This is a genomic window from Inquilinus limosus (assembly GCF_002195995.1).
Taxonomy (GTDB): Bacteria; Pseudomonadota; Alphaproteobacteria; order DSM-16000; family Inquilinaceae; genus Inquilinus; species Inquilinus limosus_C.
This window is the reverse complement of sequence record NZ_NHON01000013.1, coordinates 1-18,273: the sequence shown is the minus strand read 5'-3', so window position 1 is coordinate 18,273 and position 18,273 is coordinate 1. Positions and strand designations below refer to the sequence as shown.

Below are 18,273 nucleotides of genomic sequence, written 5' to 3'. Positions count from 1 at the left end.
GGAAGCATCCCGGCTTGACATCGCGGGCCTCAGAAACATACCAACTAATATGTATGATATTTGATCCGGACATCGAATGGCCCAGGCGCGGCGCAGGCAGATCGACCGAACGACCGAAACCCAGACGCTGCTGCTGCGCGCCGCGGCGGAGCTGCTGCAGGAGGTGGGCTTCTCCGGCACCACGACAGCGCTGATCGCGCGCCGGGCGGGCGTGACCACCGGCGCCCTGCACCATCATTTCGCGACCAAGGACGACCTGATGCTGGGTGTGCTGGACCGGATGACGGAGCGGGTCCTGCACCGGATCGAGCAGCAGGACCACGTGACGCCGGATGGGCGGATCGACGTGCCCAGCCTGGTCGCCCATCTCTGGGAGATCTATGGCGATCCCGGATACTGGGCGATCTGGGAGATCATCATCGGCACCCGCGCCGACGCGGCGTTCCATGGGAAGGTCGTGGCCCATCGCCAGGAAACGATGCGCCGGGTGCTGCCGTCCTGGCTTGAGCGCCATGTCCTGTCCGAAGCGCGCCGCCCGGACCTGGCGGCGCTGTTCGAATTCCTGCTGATCGCGATCCGCGGCCTCAGCCTCGAGCGCTTCCTCGACAAGGAGGCCGCCTATTTCGATCGCAACCTGGCGCTGCTGGCGGAGCTGGTGGACCGGAAGCTCGCGAACCTGGCCGGAGGCACCTGACCGGCATCAGACCATAAGAACGAACAGGGGGCATCATGAGCGAGAGACTTCACGCCGGAGCGACCGGCGCAACCCTGGCCGCACCAGCGGCCGCCGGGCGGGCACGGACACTGGTCGGCGGGGCGATCGGGCATTTCATCGAGTGGTACGACTGGTCGATCTACGGGTTCCTGGCGGGCATCTTCGCGGTGCAGATGTTCCCGGCGCATGATCCGACGGCGTCGCTGATCGCCAGCTTCTCGGTGTTCGCCATCGGCTTCCTCGGCCGGCCGATCGGGGCCTTCGTGCTGTCGCCGCTGGCCGACAAATATGGCCGCCGCGCGATGCTGTCCGCGACCATCGTCATGGCCGGCATCGGCGGCCTCGCCATCGCGCTGTGCCCGACCTATGCGCAGATCGGCATCGCCGCGCCGATCCTGATCGTGGCGGCAAGGCTGCTGCAGGGCTTCTCGGCCGGAGGCGAGTACCAGATCGCCATCACCTTCCTCAACGAACATGCCAGCAGCCGCAACCGGGCCTTCGGCGCATCGCCGCAGCAGGTTTCGATCGGCCTGTCGGTCCTGGCGGCGACCGGCGTCGCGAGCCTGACGACGTCGTCCCTGACGCCGGAGGCGCTGGCCTCCTGGGGCTGGCGCGTGCCGTTCCTGATCGGCGCCGTGCTGTCGCTGTTCGGCCTGTATCTGCGCCGCAACCTGGCGGAGACGCCGTCCTTCGAGAAGGCCGGCCCGTCACGGGACGTCCGCGCCGTCTCGATCCTGGCCTCCATCGCGGAATTCCCGAAGGAGGTCTTCATCGTCTTCGTCGTGCAGTTGAACGGCCTGCAGTACTATCTGTGGATGATCTTCCTGCCGACCTACGCCAACCTGGTCGGCGGGCTGGATCGCACCTCCGGATTCGTCGGCGGCATCCTGGCCAGCGTCGCCTACTGCATCGGCGTGCCGCTCTTCGCCTTCGTCTCGGACCGCATCGGCCGTAAGCCCTTCCTGATCGGCGCCGCGGTCGCCTTCCTGCTGTTCACCTATCCGCTGCTGTCGATGCTGGCGGTGCCGGCCCTGAGCTTCGGCACCTTCGCCTTCGTCGCCGTGGTCGGGGCCGCCTTCGTCTCGCTGAACAACGCGGTGCTGGGCACGGTCTTCGCCGAGCTGTTCCCCACCCGGGTGCGCGCCTCGGGCATCGGCATCCCCTACGCCGTCTGCGGCGCCATCTTCGGCGGCACCGCCCCGATGGTCGCGACCTGGCTGCAGCAGGCCGGCGGCCCGCTCTACATCTCGCTCTACGTGATGCTGGTCTGCGTCGTCACGCTGGCCACCCACATCCTCCTGACCCCCGAGACGCGGGGCCGGTCGCTGGACTGACCGCCCCCACCAATCGCTTTCCCGAAGGATCCCAGATGCTCGTCATCCATCATCCGGACCAGGCGCTGCACGATCCGGATCAGGTGTTCCGCACCGGCCGGTTCATCGACCAGCCCGACCGGGCGGAGCGGTACCGGATCTTCCTCGACACCGTGCGGCAGGACCGGCACGAGATCGTGGAGGCGCCGCTGAACCGGGCCGGGGCCGTCACCGAGATCCACGATCCGGACTATGTCGCGTTCCTGCGGACGGTCCATGCGCGCTGGACCGAGAATCCCGGCTACGGCCCGGTCGTCATCCCGAATGTCCATCCGACGCACCGGATGCATCGCAAACCGACCGAGCTGCTGGGCGAGTTGGGCTGGTACAGCAACTCGACCTCCTGCCCGATCACGGCCGGAACCTGGCCCGCCATCTTCGCCGCCGCCCAGGTCGCGGTCCATGGCGCCGAACGGCTGGCCTCGGCCGCGGCGCCGGTCTATGCGATGTGCCGGCCGCCGGGACACCACGCCTATCCGGACCTGATGACCGGGGTCTGCTACCTGAACAACGCGGCGATCGCCGCGCACCAGCTGACCCGGCGCTTCGGCAAGGTCGCGATCATCGACATCGACGTGCATCACTGCAACGGCACCCAGTTCATCTTCTGGGAGCGGCCGGACGTGCTGGTCTGCTCGATCCACATCGATCCCAGGCTGTCCGCCCCATATTACGCCGGCCATGCCGACGAGACCGGCGAGGGCGCCGGGGCCGGGCTGACCTTCAACCAGCCGCTGCCCTGGGCCACCCCGGATCCGGTCTGGATCGACGCGATCGACGCCGCGATCGGGAGGGTGCGGGGCTTCGCGCCCGGCGCCCTGCTCGTGTCGCTCGGCTTCGATGCCGGCGAGCATGATCCCGTGGCGACCTTCAGGATCACCGATGCCGGCTTTGCCGAGGCAGGACGCCGGCTGGCGGCGCTGGCGTTGCCGACGCTGCTGGTCCAGGAGGGCGGCTATCTCAGCCCCTCCCTCGGCGGCTATCTGCGCAGCTTCCTGCGTGCCTTCGAGCATCGGCCGATCTGACACCCCAGTGAAAGGCAGCCCCATGGACGCTTTGCCCGCCCTGCGCACCGGAACGCCCCGTTCGGAGCGCGGCTTCATCACCCCGGTCGAGGGTATCGAGATCCCGTTCGGCCTGGTCGAAGGCCGGGTGCCAGGCCCCACCCTGCTGGTGACCGCGGGGGTGCACGGCTCCGAATACTGCTCGATCGAGGCGGCACTGCGGCTGATCGGACGGGATCCGGCCGGGCTGACGGGCACGATCCTGGTCCTGCCGATCCTGAATCCCGGCGGTTTCCGCCGGCGCAGCATCTATGTCATGCCGGAGGACGGCCGCAACCTGAACCGGATGTTCCCGGGCCGGCCGGACGGAACCTTGAGCGAAAGGCTGGCCGACTGGCTGGTGGCGACGATCTATCCGCAGGCCGACGCCTATCTCGACCTGCATGGCGGCGATCTGAGCGAGGCGCTGGCGCCGTTCTCGCTGTTTCCCGCAGGCAGCGACGCTTCACAGGCGCTGGCGGTCGCCTTCGGCCTGCCGGTCGCGGTCGCGGCGGGCGGCGAGGGCTATACCATCAACACGGCGGGACGGCTTGGTGTCCCGAGCATCATCGCCGAGGTCGGCGGCAATGGCGTGTGGGATGAGGCTGGCGTTGCCGCGATGACGGCCGGAATCGACCGGGTGCTGCAGCATCTGGGCATGATCCCGGGACCGGCGCCGGCGGCGCCGCAGGACCGGCCGCAGATGGTGACGATGTGGGTTCCTGCCGCCGGCACGGACGGCTTGTGGTATCCGGCGAAGGAGATCGGGCAGACGGTCGCGACAGGCGAGGTGCTCGGCGAGATCCGCGACGTGTTCGGGTCGATATGCGAGACCGTCCGCTCGAAGCAGGACGGCTTCGTCCTCTACCGCCTGAGCAGCCTGGCCGTGAACAAGGGGGAAGCCCTCCTCGGCGTGGGGACGCCGATCTGAGACGGCCGGGCCCGGAACGCGCTCTTCGAAGTGTTGGGCGAGCGATCTTCATCTCGCCGCGTGGAGAAAGTGCAGCCTACCGGGAAGGTTGATACGGATGGCCGCATGCCGATCGAATCGATGTGCGACACGCCCTCGCGCTCATCGTCCCCTGTCAGCGGCCCAGAGCTCCGCGATCGCGACCACCGCGGCGTTGATCGGGCCGCTCGGGATGGCCGGAATGACCGAGGCGTCGACGACGAAGAGACCGTCGATCCCGCGCACCCGCAGCGCGCCGTCGACCACCGGCCCCAGGCTGCAGGTGCCGACCGGATGGTGGTGGGTCATCGCCGCCCGGGCCAGGAAGGCGTCGAGATCCGCAATCGCCTCCACCCCGGGCCCAGGCAGGAGCTCGCCGTCGCTCCAGCCCGAGAGCGGCGCCGCCCGGCCGACCCTGCGGGCCAGACGCAGCGCCGCGCGGAAAGTCCGGCGATCATCCTCGGTCGAGAGATAGGCGGGATCGATGACCGGGGCATCCGCCACCGACGGCCCGCCGGGGCGGATCGTGCCGCGGCTGGTCGGGTGGGTGACCCCGCACATGATGGTAAAGGCGCTGCCAGCTGCCGGCCGGTCGAACGCCTCGGTCACCACCGGCAGCACGACGCAGGCCAGGACGACGTCCGGCGCCCCCTCTGCCCGCGACGGGTCGTCGCTGTGCAGGTACATCAGCGATTCCGAATGCTGCAGCCGCGACGGGGCGACCGGCCGCGAGGCGCGATAGACGTTGCCGGCCGCGAGCAGATGGTCGTGCAGGTTGCGCCCGACCTCGGGCAGCTCGTGCCGGCAGGGGATGCCGGCGCCGCGTAGCACCTCCGGATCGCCGATGCCGGAGCGCATCAGCAGCAGCGGCGAGGCGACCGCGCCGGCGCAGACCACGATCCGGTCGGCGGTCACGATCTCCTCCGCCCCGTCGCGGGTGACCCGCACGCCGCGGGCCTGGCCGGAGCCCAGCACCAAGTCATGGACCAGGACGCCGGTCAGCACCGTCAGATTCGGCCGGCCGAGGACCGGCGCGAGATAGGCGTCGGCGACGCTGACCCGGCGGCCGTCGCGGATCGTCAGCTGGTTCGGCGCCACCCCGGCCAGCGGCCCGGCATTGTGGTCGCCGAGCCGTGGCGCGCCGATCGCCAGGCCGGATTCCATGTAGCCGCGGACCAGCGGGTGGATCTGCTCGTCCGGCAGCAGCACGTCGAGCGGGCCGGTGTCGCCATGCATGGCCGACGCCCCGCCCGAGAACCGCTCGCTGCGGCGGAAGGCGGGCAGCAGCGCGTCATAGGACCAGCCCGGCCCGCCGGCCGCGGCCCAGGGTGCGAAATCGTCCGGATGGCCGCGGACATGCGCCATGGCGTGAAGGCAGCTGGAACCGCCGACGACGCGGCCGCGCGGCCAGTCATGGGCCCGGCCGGCGGTGCCGGGCTGGGGCACGGTGCGATAGGCCCAGTCATAGGACCGCCCCTGCAGGAAAGGCCATTGCGCCGGTGCCGTGATGTCGGGGTCGGACGGCATCCCGCCCGCCTCGATCAGCCCGACCGACAGGGCTGGGTCCTCGCTCAGCCGCGCCGCCACCACCGACCCGGCGGAGCCGGCGCCGATCACCAGCACGTCGAAACCGGCCATCGCGCGCTCCGCTGAACCGAGGGAAGGCCCGTCAGGCCACGGCCATGCCGGGGCCGAGGCGGTCGAGGATCTGGCGCTGTACCGCCCCGAGATGGGCCCGCATGGCCTGTTCCGCCGCATCCGGGTCGCGGGCGGCGATGGCGTCGGCGATCGCCTTGTGCTCGGCGTCGCGCTGGCGCAGCCGGTTCGGGCAGCTGGGATTGTCGCTGGTGCTGAAGCGCAGCCGGGCGTCGGTCGCCACCTGGCGGATCAGGGCGTAGAGCTCGGTCGCCAGGCTGTTGCGCGCACCGGCCGCGACCGCCTTGTGGAACGCCAGGTCGACGGCGCCGGCGGAGGCACCCGGCGGGGTGTTGGCGGCGCGCTGGATCCGCGTGATCTCGAAGGGCGAGGCGCGCAGCGCGGCCAGCCGGGCCAGCGCCGGCTCCAGCATCATGCGCAGCTCGATGATCTCGACCGGGTTGGTGTCGCGGGCGAGATCGTCTCCCCGCCGCGGCGCCGCGGTCCGCGGCCGCCCGGCGCGGGCCGGCTCCAGCTCCCCCGCCGCGCGCAGCTGGTCGAGCGCCTGGCGCAGCCGGTGGCGCTTGATGTTCAGCCGCTCCGCCAGGGCCCGTTCGGACGGCTTGCCCTGGCCGCCGGCGAGGATGTCGCGCACCGCCGCGACGATCTCGGCGAGGCTGTCGTCGCGGCTGGAGGGACCTGGCGTCTGATCGTCGGCGTTCGGGTGCTCGGAAGGCGCCGATCGGTTCATCCTGATCCCTCTGGCTTGGTTCTGGCGTTTCCCCGCGGCCGGCTGCCTTGCCCGCACGGCATCGGCAGTCCCGACCACAGTGCCCACCATAACAACCATTTGCCATGGTTGACAACAATGGTTGGCAGTGGTCGAGTTGTCCCGGCAAGCGCCGCCCAGATCGGCGCAATCCCGACAGGAGGCTTCCGATGCCCGGACAACCGGCTGGCCATAGAGGGTCGGCGGGCCCGACGGACCAGGGGGCGCTGTGACCCCCGCCGCAGGCTACGACACGATCATCGTCGGCGCCGGCTCCGCCGGCTGCGTCCTCGCCGCGCGGCTGAGCGAGGATCCCGCCCGCCGCGTGCTGCTGCTGGAGGCCGGCGGCTGGGATCGAGACCCCTGGATCCACATCCCGCTGGGCTGGGGCAAGATCCTGCAGAAGCGGCTGCACGACTGGGGCTATTTCAACGAGCCCGAGGACACGGTCGACGGCCGCCGGGTGGAATGCGCCCGCGGCAAGGTGGTCGGCGGCTCCTCCTCCACCAACGCCATGGCCTATGTCCGCGGCAATCGCGGCGACTACGACCGCTGGGCCGCGTCGGGGCTGGACGAGTGGTCCTATGCCCACGCCCTGCCCTATTTCCGGCGGCTCGAATCCTGGGAGGGTGGCGCCGATGCCTGGCGCGGCGGCGACGGGCCGATGCGGGTGCAGAATTGCCGTTACCAGGATCCGCTGCTCGACGCCTACGCCGCGGCCGCGGGCGAGGCCGGGCACGGCTGGACCGACGACTATAACGGCGCCCGGCAGGAGGGCTTCGGCCGGCTGCAGATGACCATCCGCGACGGCCGGCGCTGCAGCGCCGCGACCGCGTATCTGCGCCCGGCGCTGGCCCGCCCGAACCTGACGGTCAAGGTCGGCGCCATGGTCACCCGCGTGCTGTTCGAGGGCACCCGCGCGGCCGGGGTCGACTATGTGAAGGACGGGAAGGTCCAGACCGCCTGGGCCGATGCCGAGGTCATCCTGTCCGGCGGCGTGATCAACAGCCCGCAGCTGCTGATGCTGTCGGGCATCGGCGGCCCGGAACGGCTGGCGGCGCATGGCATCCGTACCCGCATCCCGCTGACGGGCGTCGGCCGCAACCTGCAGGACCATGTCTCGACCATATTGATGTATCAGCGGCGCGAGCCCGGGCCGTTCCATCGGATGATGCGGGCCGACCGGATCGCGCTGGAGCTCGGCAAGGCCTACGCCTTCGGCAAGGGCTTCGCCGCCGACGTGCCCGGCGGCGTGGTCGCCTTCCTGAGGAGCCGGGCGGAGCGGCCGCTGCCCGACGTCCAGTTCCTGCTGACCGCGGCGCCGCTCGGCGCCTGGCCCTATTTCAAGCCGTTCAAGCAGCCCTTCACCGACGCCTTCGCCTGCCGCGTGGTGGCGATCCAGCCCGAGAGCCGCGGCACCGTCGCCCTCGCCTCCGCCGACCCGATGGCGGCGCCGCTGATCCGCCAGAACTTCCTGGCGACCGACGCCGATTGGAAGAGCCTGCGCGCCGGCATCCGCATGGCGCGCGAGGTGATGGCGCAGAGCCCGATGGCCCGCTTCGTCGCCCGCGAATCCGCGCCCGGCCCGGCCAAGGCGACGGATGCCGAGATCGACGCCTATATCCGCGCCACCTCGATCACCGTGCACCACCCGCTCGGCACCTGCCGTATGGGCGTGTCAGCCGATGACGGGGCGGTGGTCGACCCGCAGCTGCGGGTGCATGGCGCCGAAGGGCTGCGCGTGGTCGACGCCGCGGTGATGCCCGATTTGACCTGCGGCAACATCAATGCCCCGGTGCTGATGATCGCCGAGCGCGCCGCCGACCTGATCCGCGGCGTGCCGACCCTGGCGCCGGCCTCGATTCCGACCAATGGATCAACCAATTACCAACCAATCTCACCTCAACCAAACAATATGGTTGAAACGGTCGGCCAGAGGGCATACCGTTAGGGCCAAGGCTGAACGACAATCCGAAAACAGGGGTGCGACATGACGGACACGCGCGCCGCGGCGCAAGGGGCGTCCAATCGCGATGCCGCCCTGAAGGCGCTGTACGACGACGTCTTCACCAAGAACATGTTCCCGTTCTGGGCCAGCTCGACCGGAATCGACCACGACGAGATCAAGCAGCTGATGGGCACGCAGAAGGCGGTGCCCTTCCTGTGGCGCTACCAGGACGACATCGCGCCGATCCTGCAGCGCTCCGCCGAGCTGATCCATATGGATGATTCCGAGCGGCGCTCGCTGATCCTGGTCAATCCCGGCCTGTCGCCGCGGCGGGCGACGGTCAGCACCATGTACACCGCCTACCGGCTGAACGACCCGAACGAGGTGATGCCGCCGCACCGGCATTCGCCCAGCGCCATCCGTTTCGGCCTGACCGGCAAGAGCAACTTCACCGGCGTCGAGGGCGAGGACATCACCTTCGGCCCGGGCGACATGGTGCTGACGCCGGTCGATGCCTGGCACAACCACGGCAACACGGGCGACGAGCCGGCGGTCAACCTGTCGGTCCTGGACCTGCCGCTGGTGGAGACGCTGAACGCGGTCTATTTCGAGCACGACTACGCCGAGAACGGCGTCGCCAGGAAGGTGCAGAGCGCCCGCTTCCCGAGCGACTATTCCGCCCGCGTCTACGGCGCCGGCGGGCTGCGGCCGCGCTTCATCGACCACCATCGCGGCTCCGGCCTGTCGTCGCCGATGTATGTCTATCGCTGGGACGCGATGCGGGAGCAGCTGGAGCGGTTCAAGGACTGGGACGGCGACCCGTATGAGGCGCTGATGATCGAGTATGTCGACCCGCTGACCGGCGGGCCGGTGTTCAAGACCATCACCTTCTTCGCCCAGATGCTGCGCCCGGGCGAGCGCACCCGCCCGTTGCGCCAGACCGCCAGCCTGCTGGTGGCGCCGTTCCAGGGCAGCGGCCATTCCGTGGTCGATGGCAAGCGCTTCGACTGGGCCGAGTTCGACACGCTGGCGGTGCCCGGCGGGTCGTGGTGCGAGCATGTGAACGGGTCCGACACCGAGCCCGCGATCCTGTTCGTCGCCAGCGACGAACCGGCGCTGAAGGCCTTCGGCCTGTTCCACAGATGGGGCCGCGACGCGAGCGGCGACGTGGTCCGCATGGTCTGACGCGGCAGGCCCGGCTGCCGCCGGGCCGCGACCGTCCGATCGCCTTCCGTCCCGGCCCGACATGCGGCCGGAGGACGGGAGGGGTACGCCTGAACGATCCAGAGGCTTGACGTGCCGAATTCCCGCAACACGACCCTCGTCTCGCATATCGACTGCCCCGGCGGCGGCCAGGTCTGGGTCGAGGGCACCACGCTGTACATCGGCCATATGCGGTCGCCGAGCGGCACCACCATCGTCGACGTCGCCGACCCTCGCAACCCGAAGGTGATCGCCCGGTTGGAGCTGCCCGAGGGCTGGCATTCGCACAAAGTGCGGGTGTCCGGCGACATCATGATCGTCAACCACGAGAAGCTGGGCCAGAGCGGTCCGAAGGAATTCGGCGGCGGCATCGCGGTCTACGACGTGTCCCGCCCCAGCGCCCCGAAGCTGATCTCGAAGTGGCTGACCGCCGGCCGCGGCGTCCACCGCTACGATTTCGACGGGCGCTACGTCTATATCTCGCCGACCGCCGAGGGCTATGTCGGCAACATCGTCATGATCCTCGACCTGATCGATCCCGCCCGCCCGGTCGAGGTCGGGCGCTGGTGGATCCCCGGCCAGTGGACCGGCGGCGGCGAGGAATATCCCTGGGCCGAAGGAGTGTCGCCGCGCTGCCACCACCCGATCCGGGCCGGCGACCGGCTCTATGTCAGCTATTGGCATCACGGGCTGTTCATCCTGGACATTGCCGACATGGCGCGGCCGAAGCTGGTCTCGCAGCTGAACACCAGCCCGTCCTTCCCGCACCCCACCCACACCTGCCTGCCGATCCCGCAGCCGTTGAAGGGGCGGAAGATCATGGTGGTGGCCGACGAGGACGTGGCCAAGCTGCGGCCGTCGCCGCCCGCCTTCACCTGGATCTACGACATCACCGAGGAGCGGCTGCCGCTGCCGATCGCGACCTTCCAGGTGCCGGGGCTGGACCCGGACGGGTCGCCGCAGCCGCCGATGACCGGCTGCCACCAGCCGTCGGAGCGCTTCACCGGTACGGTCATCCCCTTCGCCTGGTTCGCGCGGGGGCTGCGGCTGGTCGACATCGCCGACCCCTTCGCGCCGCGCGAGGTCGGCCATTTCCTGCCCGACCCGCCGGCCGGCGAGGAGCGGGCGTCGTCCAACGACGTCACCATCGACGATCGCGGCCTGATCTACCTGATCGACCGGATCAACGGCGTCGACATCATCGAAACCGGCGTCTTCTGAGGGGAATCCGCCATGCCCGACACCGCAGACGCAGCGCCGCACTACGCCATCGGCCGCAAGAATCCGAACCTGCCGTTCCACCCCGCGGTGCGGGCCGGCGACTTCATCTTCGTCTCCGGCCAGGTCGGCAAGGATGCCGAGGGCAACATGGTCGACGGCACGATCGAGGAGGAGACGCGGGCGACGATCGAGGCGATCCAGCGGGTGCTGGCCGAGGACGGCGCCACCCTGGCCGATGTCGTCCGGGTCACGACCTATCTCGAGGATACCCGCGACTTCGGCCGCTACAACAAGATCTTCGCCGAATACTTCAAGGACGCGGTGCTGGCCCGGACCACGGTCGAGGCCCGCGCCGTGATCAACACCAAGGTCGAGATGGACGCCATCGCGTACAGCCCGGCGAAAGGAAGGCAAGGATGATCAGACTGCTGGGCCGGCACACCTCCGGCAATGTGCAGAAGGTGCTGTGGCTGCTGGAGGAGCTCGGCGTCGCCTATGAGCGCGAGGATTACGGCCGCCAATTCGGCAACACCCAGACCGACGAATACCGGGCGCTGAACCCGAACGCCAAGGTGCCGACCCTGGTCGCCGGTGACACGGTGATCTGGGAGTCGCACACCATCCTGCGCTATCTCGTGGGCATGTACGGCCCGGCCCTGACCGGCGCGACCCCGGCCGAGAGGACCGATGTCGAGCGCTGGATGGACTGGCTGCTGGCCAGCGTGAACAGCCTCTACGTCGCCATCTTCAAGGACGCGAAGAAGCCGCCGGAGGAGCGCGGCGCCGAGTTCGCGGCGCAGGCCAAGGAGCTGGCGGAGCTGCTGGCGATCGCCGACCGGCATTTGGCCGGGCGGGACTGGTTCGCGCTGGGCCGGCTGACCGTCGCCGATATCGCGCTGGGCCCGATCCTGAAGCGTTGCCTGGGCTTCCCGATCGACCGGCCGGCCTTCGCCAATCTCGACCGCTGGCTGGCAGCGCTGGAGACCCGGCCGGCCTTCCGCAAGGCGACGGCGGGGTGAGCGGCAGCGGCCGTTGACGGCCGGATACGGACGGAGCGGATGGGAAGAGCTGGATCATGCCCGTGGCAAGATTGAAGGAGCCCCCGGCGACGCCGTCGCCCGACACCGCGCAGATCGCGGTCGAGGGTGTGTCGGTGACCTTCGACATCCTCGGCGTGCGGCAGCAGGCGCTGCGCGACATCAGCCTGAGCGTGCCGCGGGGATCCTTCGTCTGCCTGATCGGCCCGTCAGGATGCGGCAAGAGCACGCTGCTGAAGGTGCTGGCCGGGCTGGTGCCGCCGACCGAGGGCCGGGTCCGCGTCGCCGGGCTGGCGCCGCAGGAGGCGGTGCGGCGCCAGATCATCGGGCTGGTGTTCCAGGAGCCGAACCTGCTGCCCTGGAAGAACGCCCTCGACAACGCGGCGCTGCTGCGCGAGGTGGCGGACCGGTCGCTGTCCCGGGCCGAGGTGCTGGAGCGGGCCCGGGCGATGCTGCGGCTGGTCGGGCTGGAGGATGCGGAGGCCAAGCGGCCGAACCAGCTGTCCGGCGGCATGCGCCAGCGCGTCGCCATCGCCCGGGCGCTGACGCTGGAGCCAGACATCCTGCTGATGGACGAGCCCTTCGGCGCGCTGGACGCCATCACGCGCGAGGAGATGAGCCGGTCGCTGCTGGAGATCTGGGAGCAGACCGGCAAGACCATCGTGCTGGTGACCCATTCGATCGACGAGGCGGTGCTGCTGTCGCGCCACGTCCATGTCATGGGCGTCGGGCCCGGCCGGATCATCGACAGCCTCGAGATCCCCCTGCCCTATCCGCGCGGCGAGGACAGCTATGCCGATCCGCGCTTCCGGGCGATGGAGAGCCGGCTGCGGTCGCTGCTGATCCAGGGCCATGCCACGAGGGGACGGTCATGAGCGACGCCACCATCCTCGCCCGGCGCAGTGCCGCGAGCTCGGCATGGCTGCCGGCCGTCGTGCTGCTCGTGATCACGATCGCCGCCTGGGAGGCGGCAATCCGGATCTTCGAGGTCTCCAGCTTCATCCTGCCGACGCCCTCGGCGATCGGGGCGACGCTGCTGCGCGAGGCCGGGCCGCTGTGGCAGGCGACGCAGGTGACCGCGGTCGAGATCCTGGTCGGCTTCCTGGTCGCCGCCGTGGTCGGTATCGCCCTGGCGATGATCATCGCCCGGTTCCGCCTGCTGGGCCGGGCGCTGTACCCGCTGATCGTGCTGTTCCAGACCGTGCCGAAGGTCGCGCTGGCGCCGATCTTCATCCTGTGGTTCGGCTACGACCTGGCGCCGAAGGTCGGGCTGATCCTGGTGATCGCCTTCTTTCCGGTGACGCTGTCGATGCTGGCCGGGCTGGAGGCGGCGGATACCGGCCTCCTGTCCCTGATGCGGTCGGTCGGCGCCAGCCGGACCGCGATCCTGCTGCGCATCCAGATCCCCTACGCCCTGCCGCAGCTGATGGCCGGGCTGAAGATCGCGGTCACCTTCAGCGTCATCGGCGCCATCGTCGGCGAGTTCGCCGGCGCCTCGGCCGGCCTGGGCTACCTGATCCAGTTCGCCTCGACCCAGCTGGACACGCCGATGGTGTTCGCGGCGCTGCTGGTCGTCTCGGTGGTCGGGGTCGTCTTCTACTACGCGATGGAATGGCTGGAGCGGCTGGTGGTGCCCTGGGCCCCGAAATTCGATCCGGCGCTGCGGTCCGCCTGATCCGAGCAAACGCAAAAGGCCGCGGGAGGCTGATGATGCTGAGGAGATCGGTCTGTGGAGCCCTGGTGGGGCTGGCGGCGGCGGTCCTGGCGGGCCCGGCCATGGCCGCCGACCAGGTGAGCGTGCAGCTCGACTGGGTGGTGCGCGGCAACCACGCCATGTTCTTCGTGGCCAAGGACAAGGGCTATTTCGCCGAGAACGGGATCGAGGTCACCGAGATCCGCAAGGGCACCGGGTCGCCCGACGCCATGCGGCTGGTGGCGAACGGCAATGCCGACTTCGGCTTCGGCGACCTGCCGACCCTGGCCGTGGCCCGGTCGCAGAACGTGCCGGTGGTGGCGCTGGCCGCGGTCAACCAGCGCTCGCCGATCGGCATGATCGCCCTGGCCAAGAGCCACCAGCTGAAGACGCCGGCCGACATCAAGGGCCTCAACATCGGCATCCATCCCGCCGGGTCGACCTACATCTTCTACAAGGCCTTCCTGGCCGCGAACGGCATGACCGAGGCCGACATGAAGATGAGCAGCGTGTCGCCGCCCTATGAGAGCTATCTGCTGCTCGGCCGGGTCGACGCGGTGCCCGGCTATATCGACGCCGAGGTGCCGGAGCTGGAGGCCAAGGCCGGGGGCCCGGGCTCGCTCAGCATCATCCTCGGTGCCGATTACGGCTACGACGTCTACGGCTCCGGCCTGTTCACCTCCGAGGCGATGATCAAGGACAAGCCGGATGTGGTGAAGCGCTTCGTCGCCGCCTATCTCAAGGCCTTCCAGTTCACGGCCGAGCATCCGAAGGAGGCGGCGGCGATCACCGCCAAGGCGGCGCTCGGCTATGCCGGCAAGGCGGATGTCCTGGCGGCGCAGCTGCAGGCCGACATCGATCACACCTTCACCGATGCCGACACCAAGGCCAACGGCCTGGGTTGGATGACGAAGGAGAAATGGGCGAACACGATCAAGGTGCTGACCGACCAGGGGGCGCTGAAGGGCACGGTGGCGGCGGACGCCGCCTTCACCGACGCCTTCCTGAAGCCCTGAGCCGAAGAGGACGACGATGCCGGATGCACGCCTTCACGTCGCGGTGATCGGCCTCGGCACCATGGGACCGGGGATCGCGGCGACGCTCGCCCGCGGCGGCATGGGCGTCCGGGTGCACGACACCGTGCCGGCCGCGATCGAGCGCGCCCGCGCCGCGATCCCGCAGGCGGGATCGGTGCTGGACCGGCTGGGCATCGCCCCGCCGGACTCCGGCGAGGGCGCTGTCAGCTTCCACGAGGACCTGGAGAGCGCGGTCGCCGGGGCCGGCCTGGTGATCGAGAACGTGCCGGAGAAGGTCGAGGTCAAGGCCGCGGTCTATCGCGCGCTCGACCCGCTGCTGCCGGCGGAGACCATCGTCGCCTCCGACACCTCCGGCATTCCGATCACGACGCTGCAGGGCTTCCTGTCGCATCCGGAGCGGCTGATCGGTATGCACTGGTCGAACCCGCCGCACATCATCCCGATGATCGAGGTAATCGCCGGCCGGCACACCGCACCCGCGACCGTGAGCTTCATCGCCGACCTGGTCCGGTCGCTGAAGCTGCTGCCGGTGGTGGTGAAGAAGGACGTGCCCGGCTTCGTCGAGAACCGCATCCTCTACGCCCTGCTGCGCGAGGCGATCGACCTCGTCGACCAGGGGGTGATCGACGAGGAGGGCATGGACACCTGCGTGTCCTGGGGCATCGGCTACAAGCTCGCCGTGGTCGGCCCGATGCGGCTGCTCGACATGGCGGGGCTGGACATCTACCAGTCCGTCGCCAGCTTCCTGAATGCCGATCTCTCCGACCGCAAGGATGTCGCAGGCTATGTCACCGAACGGGCCCGGGCCGGCAAGCTGGGGATCAAGAGCGGCGAGGGCATCTTCCCCTATACGCCGGAGCAGATCCGCGAACTGCAGGCCGAGCGCGCCCGGCAGCTCGTCGCGGTGCGGCGGATCCTGGAGGGACGGGACGGATGACTCAGCGGCAGACCAGCCGGTCGCCTGCCGGCGCGCAGCCCACAGTGATCGCCATCGTCGCAACCGGGCCGGCATGGCGCGGCAGGTCGATGACGCTGCGCGTCGCCCAGCTGCGGCCGGCTTCGCCGCACCACAGCGTCTCGACCGGCAGCCGGTCCTGCTTGTCGTTGAGCAGGTACACCGCGCCACCCGCGGGATCGAACCATAGCCGGGCGCTCACCGACGCCCCTGGCCCGGCCTGCCCGAGATCGACCGAGTACCAATGGGCAATGGCGGCGTCGCAGGCGATGCGGCCATCGCCGCGGTTCTCCGCCTGGAACGCCCGCTCCGTCAGCCCTTCTGTGCCATGCCCGGCCGCGAAAGCCGGGCCGGCGGTGAGCGCGAACGCGATCATCGGAAGGGCGCAGGACCGGAACCGCATCATCGGACCACCCCGAAAAGCTGACTTGCAGAAAACAATATCGTATAAATACTCTTCCACAAGATAATAAATAAATCTGAAAGTGCACTTCACAACAATAAACAGGGAGTCGAGACATGATGAAGAACCTGATGATCAAAGCCAGCCTCGGCGTGCTGATGCTGGCCCTGGCGTCGGCGGCGGGCAGCGCCGCGGAGGTGAAGAGCATCGCCATCCTGACGCCGGAACAGGGTACCGATTTCGGCTGGAACCAGCAGGGCGTCACCGCCGCCAAGGCCGCCGGCGAGAAGGCGGGCGTCAAGGTCACCGTGGCCGAGGGCCTCGGCTATGGCGACGTGCGGCCGACCATGCGCGAGCTTGTCGAGGATGGCGCAAACCTGCTGATCGCCCATGCCAGCGGCTACAACACCGCCGCGCCGGAGATCGCGGCCGAGACCGGCGTGCCGGTGGCGATCGTCGACCGGCCGGACCTGCTGAAGCCCGGCCTGATCGCCGACTACACGCTGAGCGGCCATGAGGGCGCCTATCTCGCCGGCCGGCTGGCGGCGAAGATGACGCGCACCGGCACGGTCGGCATCGTCGTCTCGGGCGAGCCGCCGTCCTGGAACTCGCAGTCGGCGGCCTTCGCCCAGGGCGTGAAGGCGGAGAAGCCGGCGGTGAAGATCCGCTACGCCGTGATCGGCCCGGCCGCCTACAGCGACGCGGCCGGCGGCAAGCGGGTGACGGAATCGGTGATCGCCGCCGGCGCCGACATCATCTTCGGCCAGGGCAACGGGTCGAGCTTCGGCATGATCCAGGCGGTCGAGACCAGCAAGGCGACCGATGGCGGCAAGGTCTATTTCATCGACGTGATCGGCGACAAATCCAGCATCGACAAGGGGAACCTCCTCTCCTCCGTCGTCTGGAACATCACCCCCGTCTATGCGGCGATGATCCAGGACCTGAAGGCCGGCAGCTTCGGCACCAAGCACTACGCCATCCGCCTCGCCGATGAGTCCGTGCAGCTGCTGAAGACCAAGGCGATCCCCGACGACGTCTGGACCCAGGTGCAGGCGATCCGCGCCGACATCGTCGGCGGCAAGATCAAGGTCGAGCCGGTGTGGGACGCGGCGGCGGTGCGGGCGCTGATGTCGGATGTCTCGGCAGCGGCGCAATAGACTGTTGCCAGGAACGGCACCCCGCCGGGACAGGCCGGCGGGGTGCGGAGCGACCGAACCATGACCGAAGCACCGCCGCCCGATGCCGGCGCGCCGATCGTCGCGCTGCGCGGCATCACCAGGCGCTTCCCCGGGGTCGTCGCCAATGACCGGGTCGATCTCGAGATCCGGCCCGGCGAGGTGCATGTGCTGCTGGGCGAGAACGGGGCCGGCAAGTCGACCCTGATCGCGATGCTGTCCGGGCTGCTGCAGCCAGACGAGGGCACGATCCTGGTCGATGGGCGGGAACAGCCCATCGCCTCGCCCCGCCATGCCCTCGGCTTCGGCATCGGCACGGTGTTCCAGCATGGGATGCTGGCCCCGACCCTGACCGTGGTCGAGAACCTGGCGCTGGGCCTGCCCTGGTGGCGCCGGCCCGACCGGGCCCGCCTGGCCGCCGAGTTCACCCGCACCGCCGGAGAGCTGGGCCTGTCGATCGACCCGCACGCCGTCACCGGCGATCTGTCGCTGGGCGAGCAGCAGCAGGCGGAGATCGTGCGCGCGCTGCTGCGCGGCAGCCGGGTGCTGGTCCTGGACGAGGCAACGTCGATGCTGACGCCGAAGGGGGTGGAGGAGCTCGGCGCGCTGATGCGGCGGCTGGCCGGCCGCGGTATCGCCGTCGTCTTCATCACCCACAAGCTGAAGGAGGCCTTCGACTTCGGCGACCGCATCTCGATCCTGCGCCTCGGCCGCAAGGTCGGCGAGATCCCGCCCGAGCGGCTGCGGACGCTGGGCGAGCGCGAGGCGACGGCCGAGATCGTGCATCTGATGTTCGGCGCCGCGTCCCCCCACCCCTCGCCTTCCTTGAGTCCTGCCTCCCCTCGCGGGCTACGGCATTCACACATCGCCTCTTTTGAGTCCCCCCTCCCCTTGCGGGAGGGGGGCAGGGGGAGGGGGTTTTCTCAGATCGAGCCGGCCCAGACTGTCGCAAGTCCGGCGGGGGCCCCTCGCCTTCCTTGAGTCCTGCCTCCCCTCGCGGGCTACGGCATTCACACATCGCCTCTTTTGAGTCCCCCCTCCCCTTGCGGGAGGGGGGCAGGGGGAGGGGGTTTTCTCAGATCGAGCCGGCCCAGACTGTCGCAAGTCCGGCGGGGGC

18 protein-coding genes are annotated in these 18,273 nt (G+C 69.6%); 15 read left to right on the top strand and 3 right to left on the bottom strand.

Annotated elements, in window-relative coordinates; translation table 11 throughout:
* Nucleotides 1-76: 76 nt before the first annotated feature.
* Genes BWR60_RS09345 through BWR60_RS09330 form a run of 4 tightly spaced genes read left to right on the top strand, consistent with a single transcriptional unit; the run spans nucleotide 77 to nucleotide 4,062 of the window.
* Nucleotides 77-694, top strand: coding sequence for a TetR/AcrR family transcriptional regulator (locus BWR60_RS09345; protein WP_088150741.1), 618 nt, complete (start codon nucleotides 77-79; stop codon nucleotides 692-694).
* Nucleotides 695-729: 35 nt separating this feature from the next.
* Nucleotides 730-2,049 (top strand): MFS transporter, encoded by a 1,320-nt coding sequence (locus tag BWR60_RS09340; RefSeq protein WP_088150740.1) that lies wholly within the window; start codon nucleotides 730-732, stop codon nucleotides 2,047-2,049.
* A 35-nt stretch (nucleotides 2,050-2,084) separates the two neighbouring features.
* Entirely contained in the window at nucleotides 2,085-3,113 is a 1,029-nt protein-coding gene (locus BWR60_RS09335) for a histone deacetylase family protein (RefSeq protein ID WP_088150739.1), read from the top strand.
* Between the two features lie 22 nt (nucleotides 3,114-3,135).
* Nucleotides 3,136-4,062, top strand: a complete 927-nt coding sequence (locus tag BWR60_RS09330; RefSeq protein WP_179221697.1) for a succinylglutamate desuccinylase/aspartoacylase family protein — start codon at nucleotides 3,136-3,138, stop codon at nucleotides 4,060-4,062.
* 141 nt (nucleotides 4,063-4,203) lie between these two features.
* Here BWR60_RS09330 and BWR60_RS09325 read toward each other — a convergent pair whose 3' ends face one another.
* Entirely contained in the window at nucleotides 4,204-5,718 is a 1,515-nt protein-coding gene (locus BWR60_RS09325) for a GMC family oxidoreductase (protein WP_088150737.1), read from the bottom strand.
* A 31-nt stretch (nucleotides 5,719-5,749) separates the two neighbouring features.
* Nucleotides 5,750-6,466, bottom strand: coding sequence for a FadR/GntR family transcriptional regulator (locus tag BWR60_RS09320; protein WP_088150736.1), 717 nt, complete (start codon nucleotides 6,464-6,466; stop codon nucleotides 5,750-5,752).
* A gap of 247 nt (nucleotides 6,467-6,713) precedes the next feature.
* Here BWR60_RS09320 and BWR60_RS09315 point away from each other — a divergent pair, with 247 nt between their 5' ends.
* The 9 genes from BWR60_RS09315 to fhmpcd1 all read left to right on the top strand — a co-directional run bounded on the left by BWR60_RS09315 (nucleotide 6,714) and on the right by fhmpcd1 (nucleotide 15,560).
* On the top strand, nucleotides 6,714-8,435 hold the full coding sequence (locus tag BWR60_RS09315; RefSeq protein WP_088150735.1) for a GMC family oxidoreductase: 1,722 nt from the start codon (nucleotides 6,714-6,716) through the stop codon (nucleotides 8,433-8,435).
* Nucleotides 8,436-8,474: 39 nt separating this feature from the next.
* Nucleotides 8,475-9,617: a cupin domain-containing protein gene (locus tag BWR60_RS09310; RefSeq protein WP_088150734.1), complete on the top strand. Its 1,143-nt coding sequence runs from the start codon at nucleotides 8,475-8,477 to the stop codon at nucleotides 9,615-9,617.
* 111 nt (nucleotides 9,618-9,728) lie between these two features.
* Nucleotides 9,729-10,856 carry an LVIVD repeat-containing protein gene (locus BWR60_RS09305; RefSeq protein ID WP_179221696.1) on the top strand — a complete coding sequence of 376 codons (1,128 nt, stop codon included), beginning with the start codon at nucleotides 9,729-9,731 and terminating at the stop codon, nucleotides 10,854-10,856.
* A gap of 12 nt (nucleotides 10,857-10,868) precedes the next feature.
* On the top strand, nucleotides 10,869-11,276 hold the full coding sequence (locus tag BWR60_RS09300) for a RidA family protein (protein WP_088150732.1): 408 nt from the start codon (nucleotides 10,869-10,871) through the stop codon (nucleotides 11,274-11,276).
* Nucleotides 11,273-11,875, top strand: a complete 603-nt coding sequence (locus BWR60_RS09295; RefSeq protein ID WP_088150731.1) for a glutathione S-transferase family protein — start codon at nucleotides 11,273-11,275, stop codon at nucleotides 11,873-11,875. The genes BWR60_RS09300 and BWR60_RS09295 overlap by 4 nt, the downstream gene beginning before the upstream one ends.
* A gap of 62 nt (nucleotides 11,876-11,937) precedes the next feature.
* On the top strand, nucleotides 11,938-12,768 hold the full coding sequence (locus BWR60_RS09290; RefSeq protein ID WP_230983003.1) for an ABC transporter ATP-binding protein: 831 nt from the start codon (nucleotides 11,938-11,940) through the stop codon (nucleotides 12,766-12,768).
* Nucleotides 12,765-13,568: an ABC transporter permease gene (locus tag BWR60_RS09285; protein ID WP_088150729.1), complete on the top strand. Its 804-nt coding sequence runs from the start codon at nucleotides 12,765-12,767 to the stop codon at nucleotides 13,566-13,568. Before BWR60_RS09290 ends, BWR60_RS09285 begins: the two co-directional genes overlap by 4 nt.
* Nucleotides 13,569-13,603: 35 nt before the next feature.
* Nucleotides 13,604-14,602, top strand: coding sequence for an ABC transporter substrate-binding protein (locus BWR60_RS09280; RefSeq protein WP_088150822.1), 999 nt, complete (start codon nucleotides 13,604-13,606; stop codon nucleotides 14,600-14,602).
* Nucleotides 14,603-14,618: 16 nt separating this feature from the next.
* Nucleotides 14,619-15,560 (top strand): 5-formyl-3-hydroxy-2-methylpyridine 4-carboxylate 5-dehydrogenase, encoded by a 942-nt coding sequence (gene fhmpcd1 / locus BWR60_RS09275; RefSeq protein ID WP_088150728.1) that lies wholly within the window; start codon nucleotides 14,619-14,621, stop codon nucleotides 15,558-15,560.
* A gap of 1 nt (nucleotide 15,561) precedes the next feature.
* Here fhmpcd1 and BWR60_RS09270 read toward each other — a convergent pair whose 3' ends face one another.
* Complete coding sequence (locus BWR60_RS09270) at nucleotides 15,562-15,954, bottom strand: hypothetical protein (protein WP_088150727.1); 393 nt, start codon at nucleotides 15,952-15,954, stop codon at nucleotides 15,562-15,564.
* Nucleotides 15,955-16,097: 143 nt separating this feature from the next.
* On the opposite strand from BWR60_RS09270, the gene BWR60_RS09265 reads away from it, so the two are divergent.
* Entirely contained in the window at nucleotides 16,098-17,138 is a 1,041-nt protein-coding gene (locus tag BWR60_RS09265) for a putative B6 ABC transporter substrate-binding protein (RefSeq protein ID WP_088150726.1), read from the top strand.
* A gap of 60 nt (nucleotides 17,139-17,198) precedes the next feature.
* The gene (locus BWR60_RS09260) at nucleotides 17,199-18,137 is read left to right on the top strand and encodes an ATP-binding cassette domain-containing protein (RefSeq protein ID WP_088150725.1); all 939 of its coding nucleotides are present in this window, start codon (nucleotides 17,199-17,201) and stop codon (nucleotides 18,135-18,137) included.
* Nucleotides 18,138-18,273 lie beyond the last annotated feature (136 nt).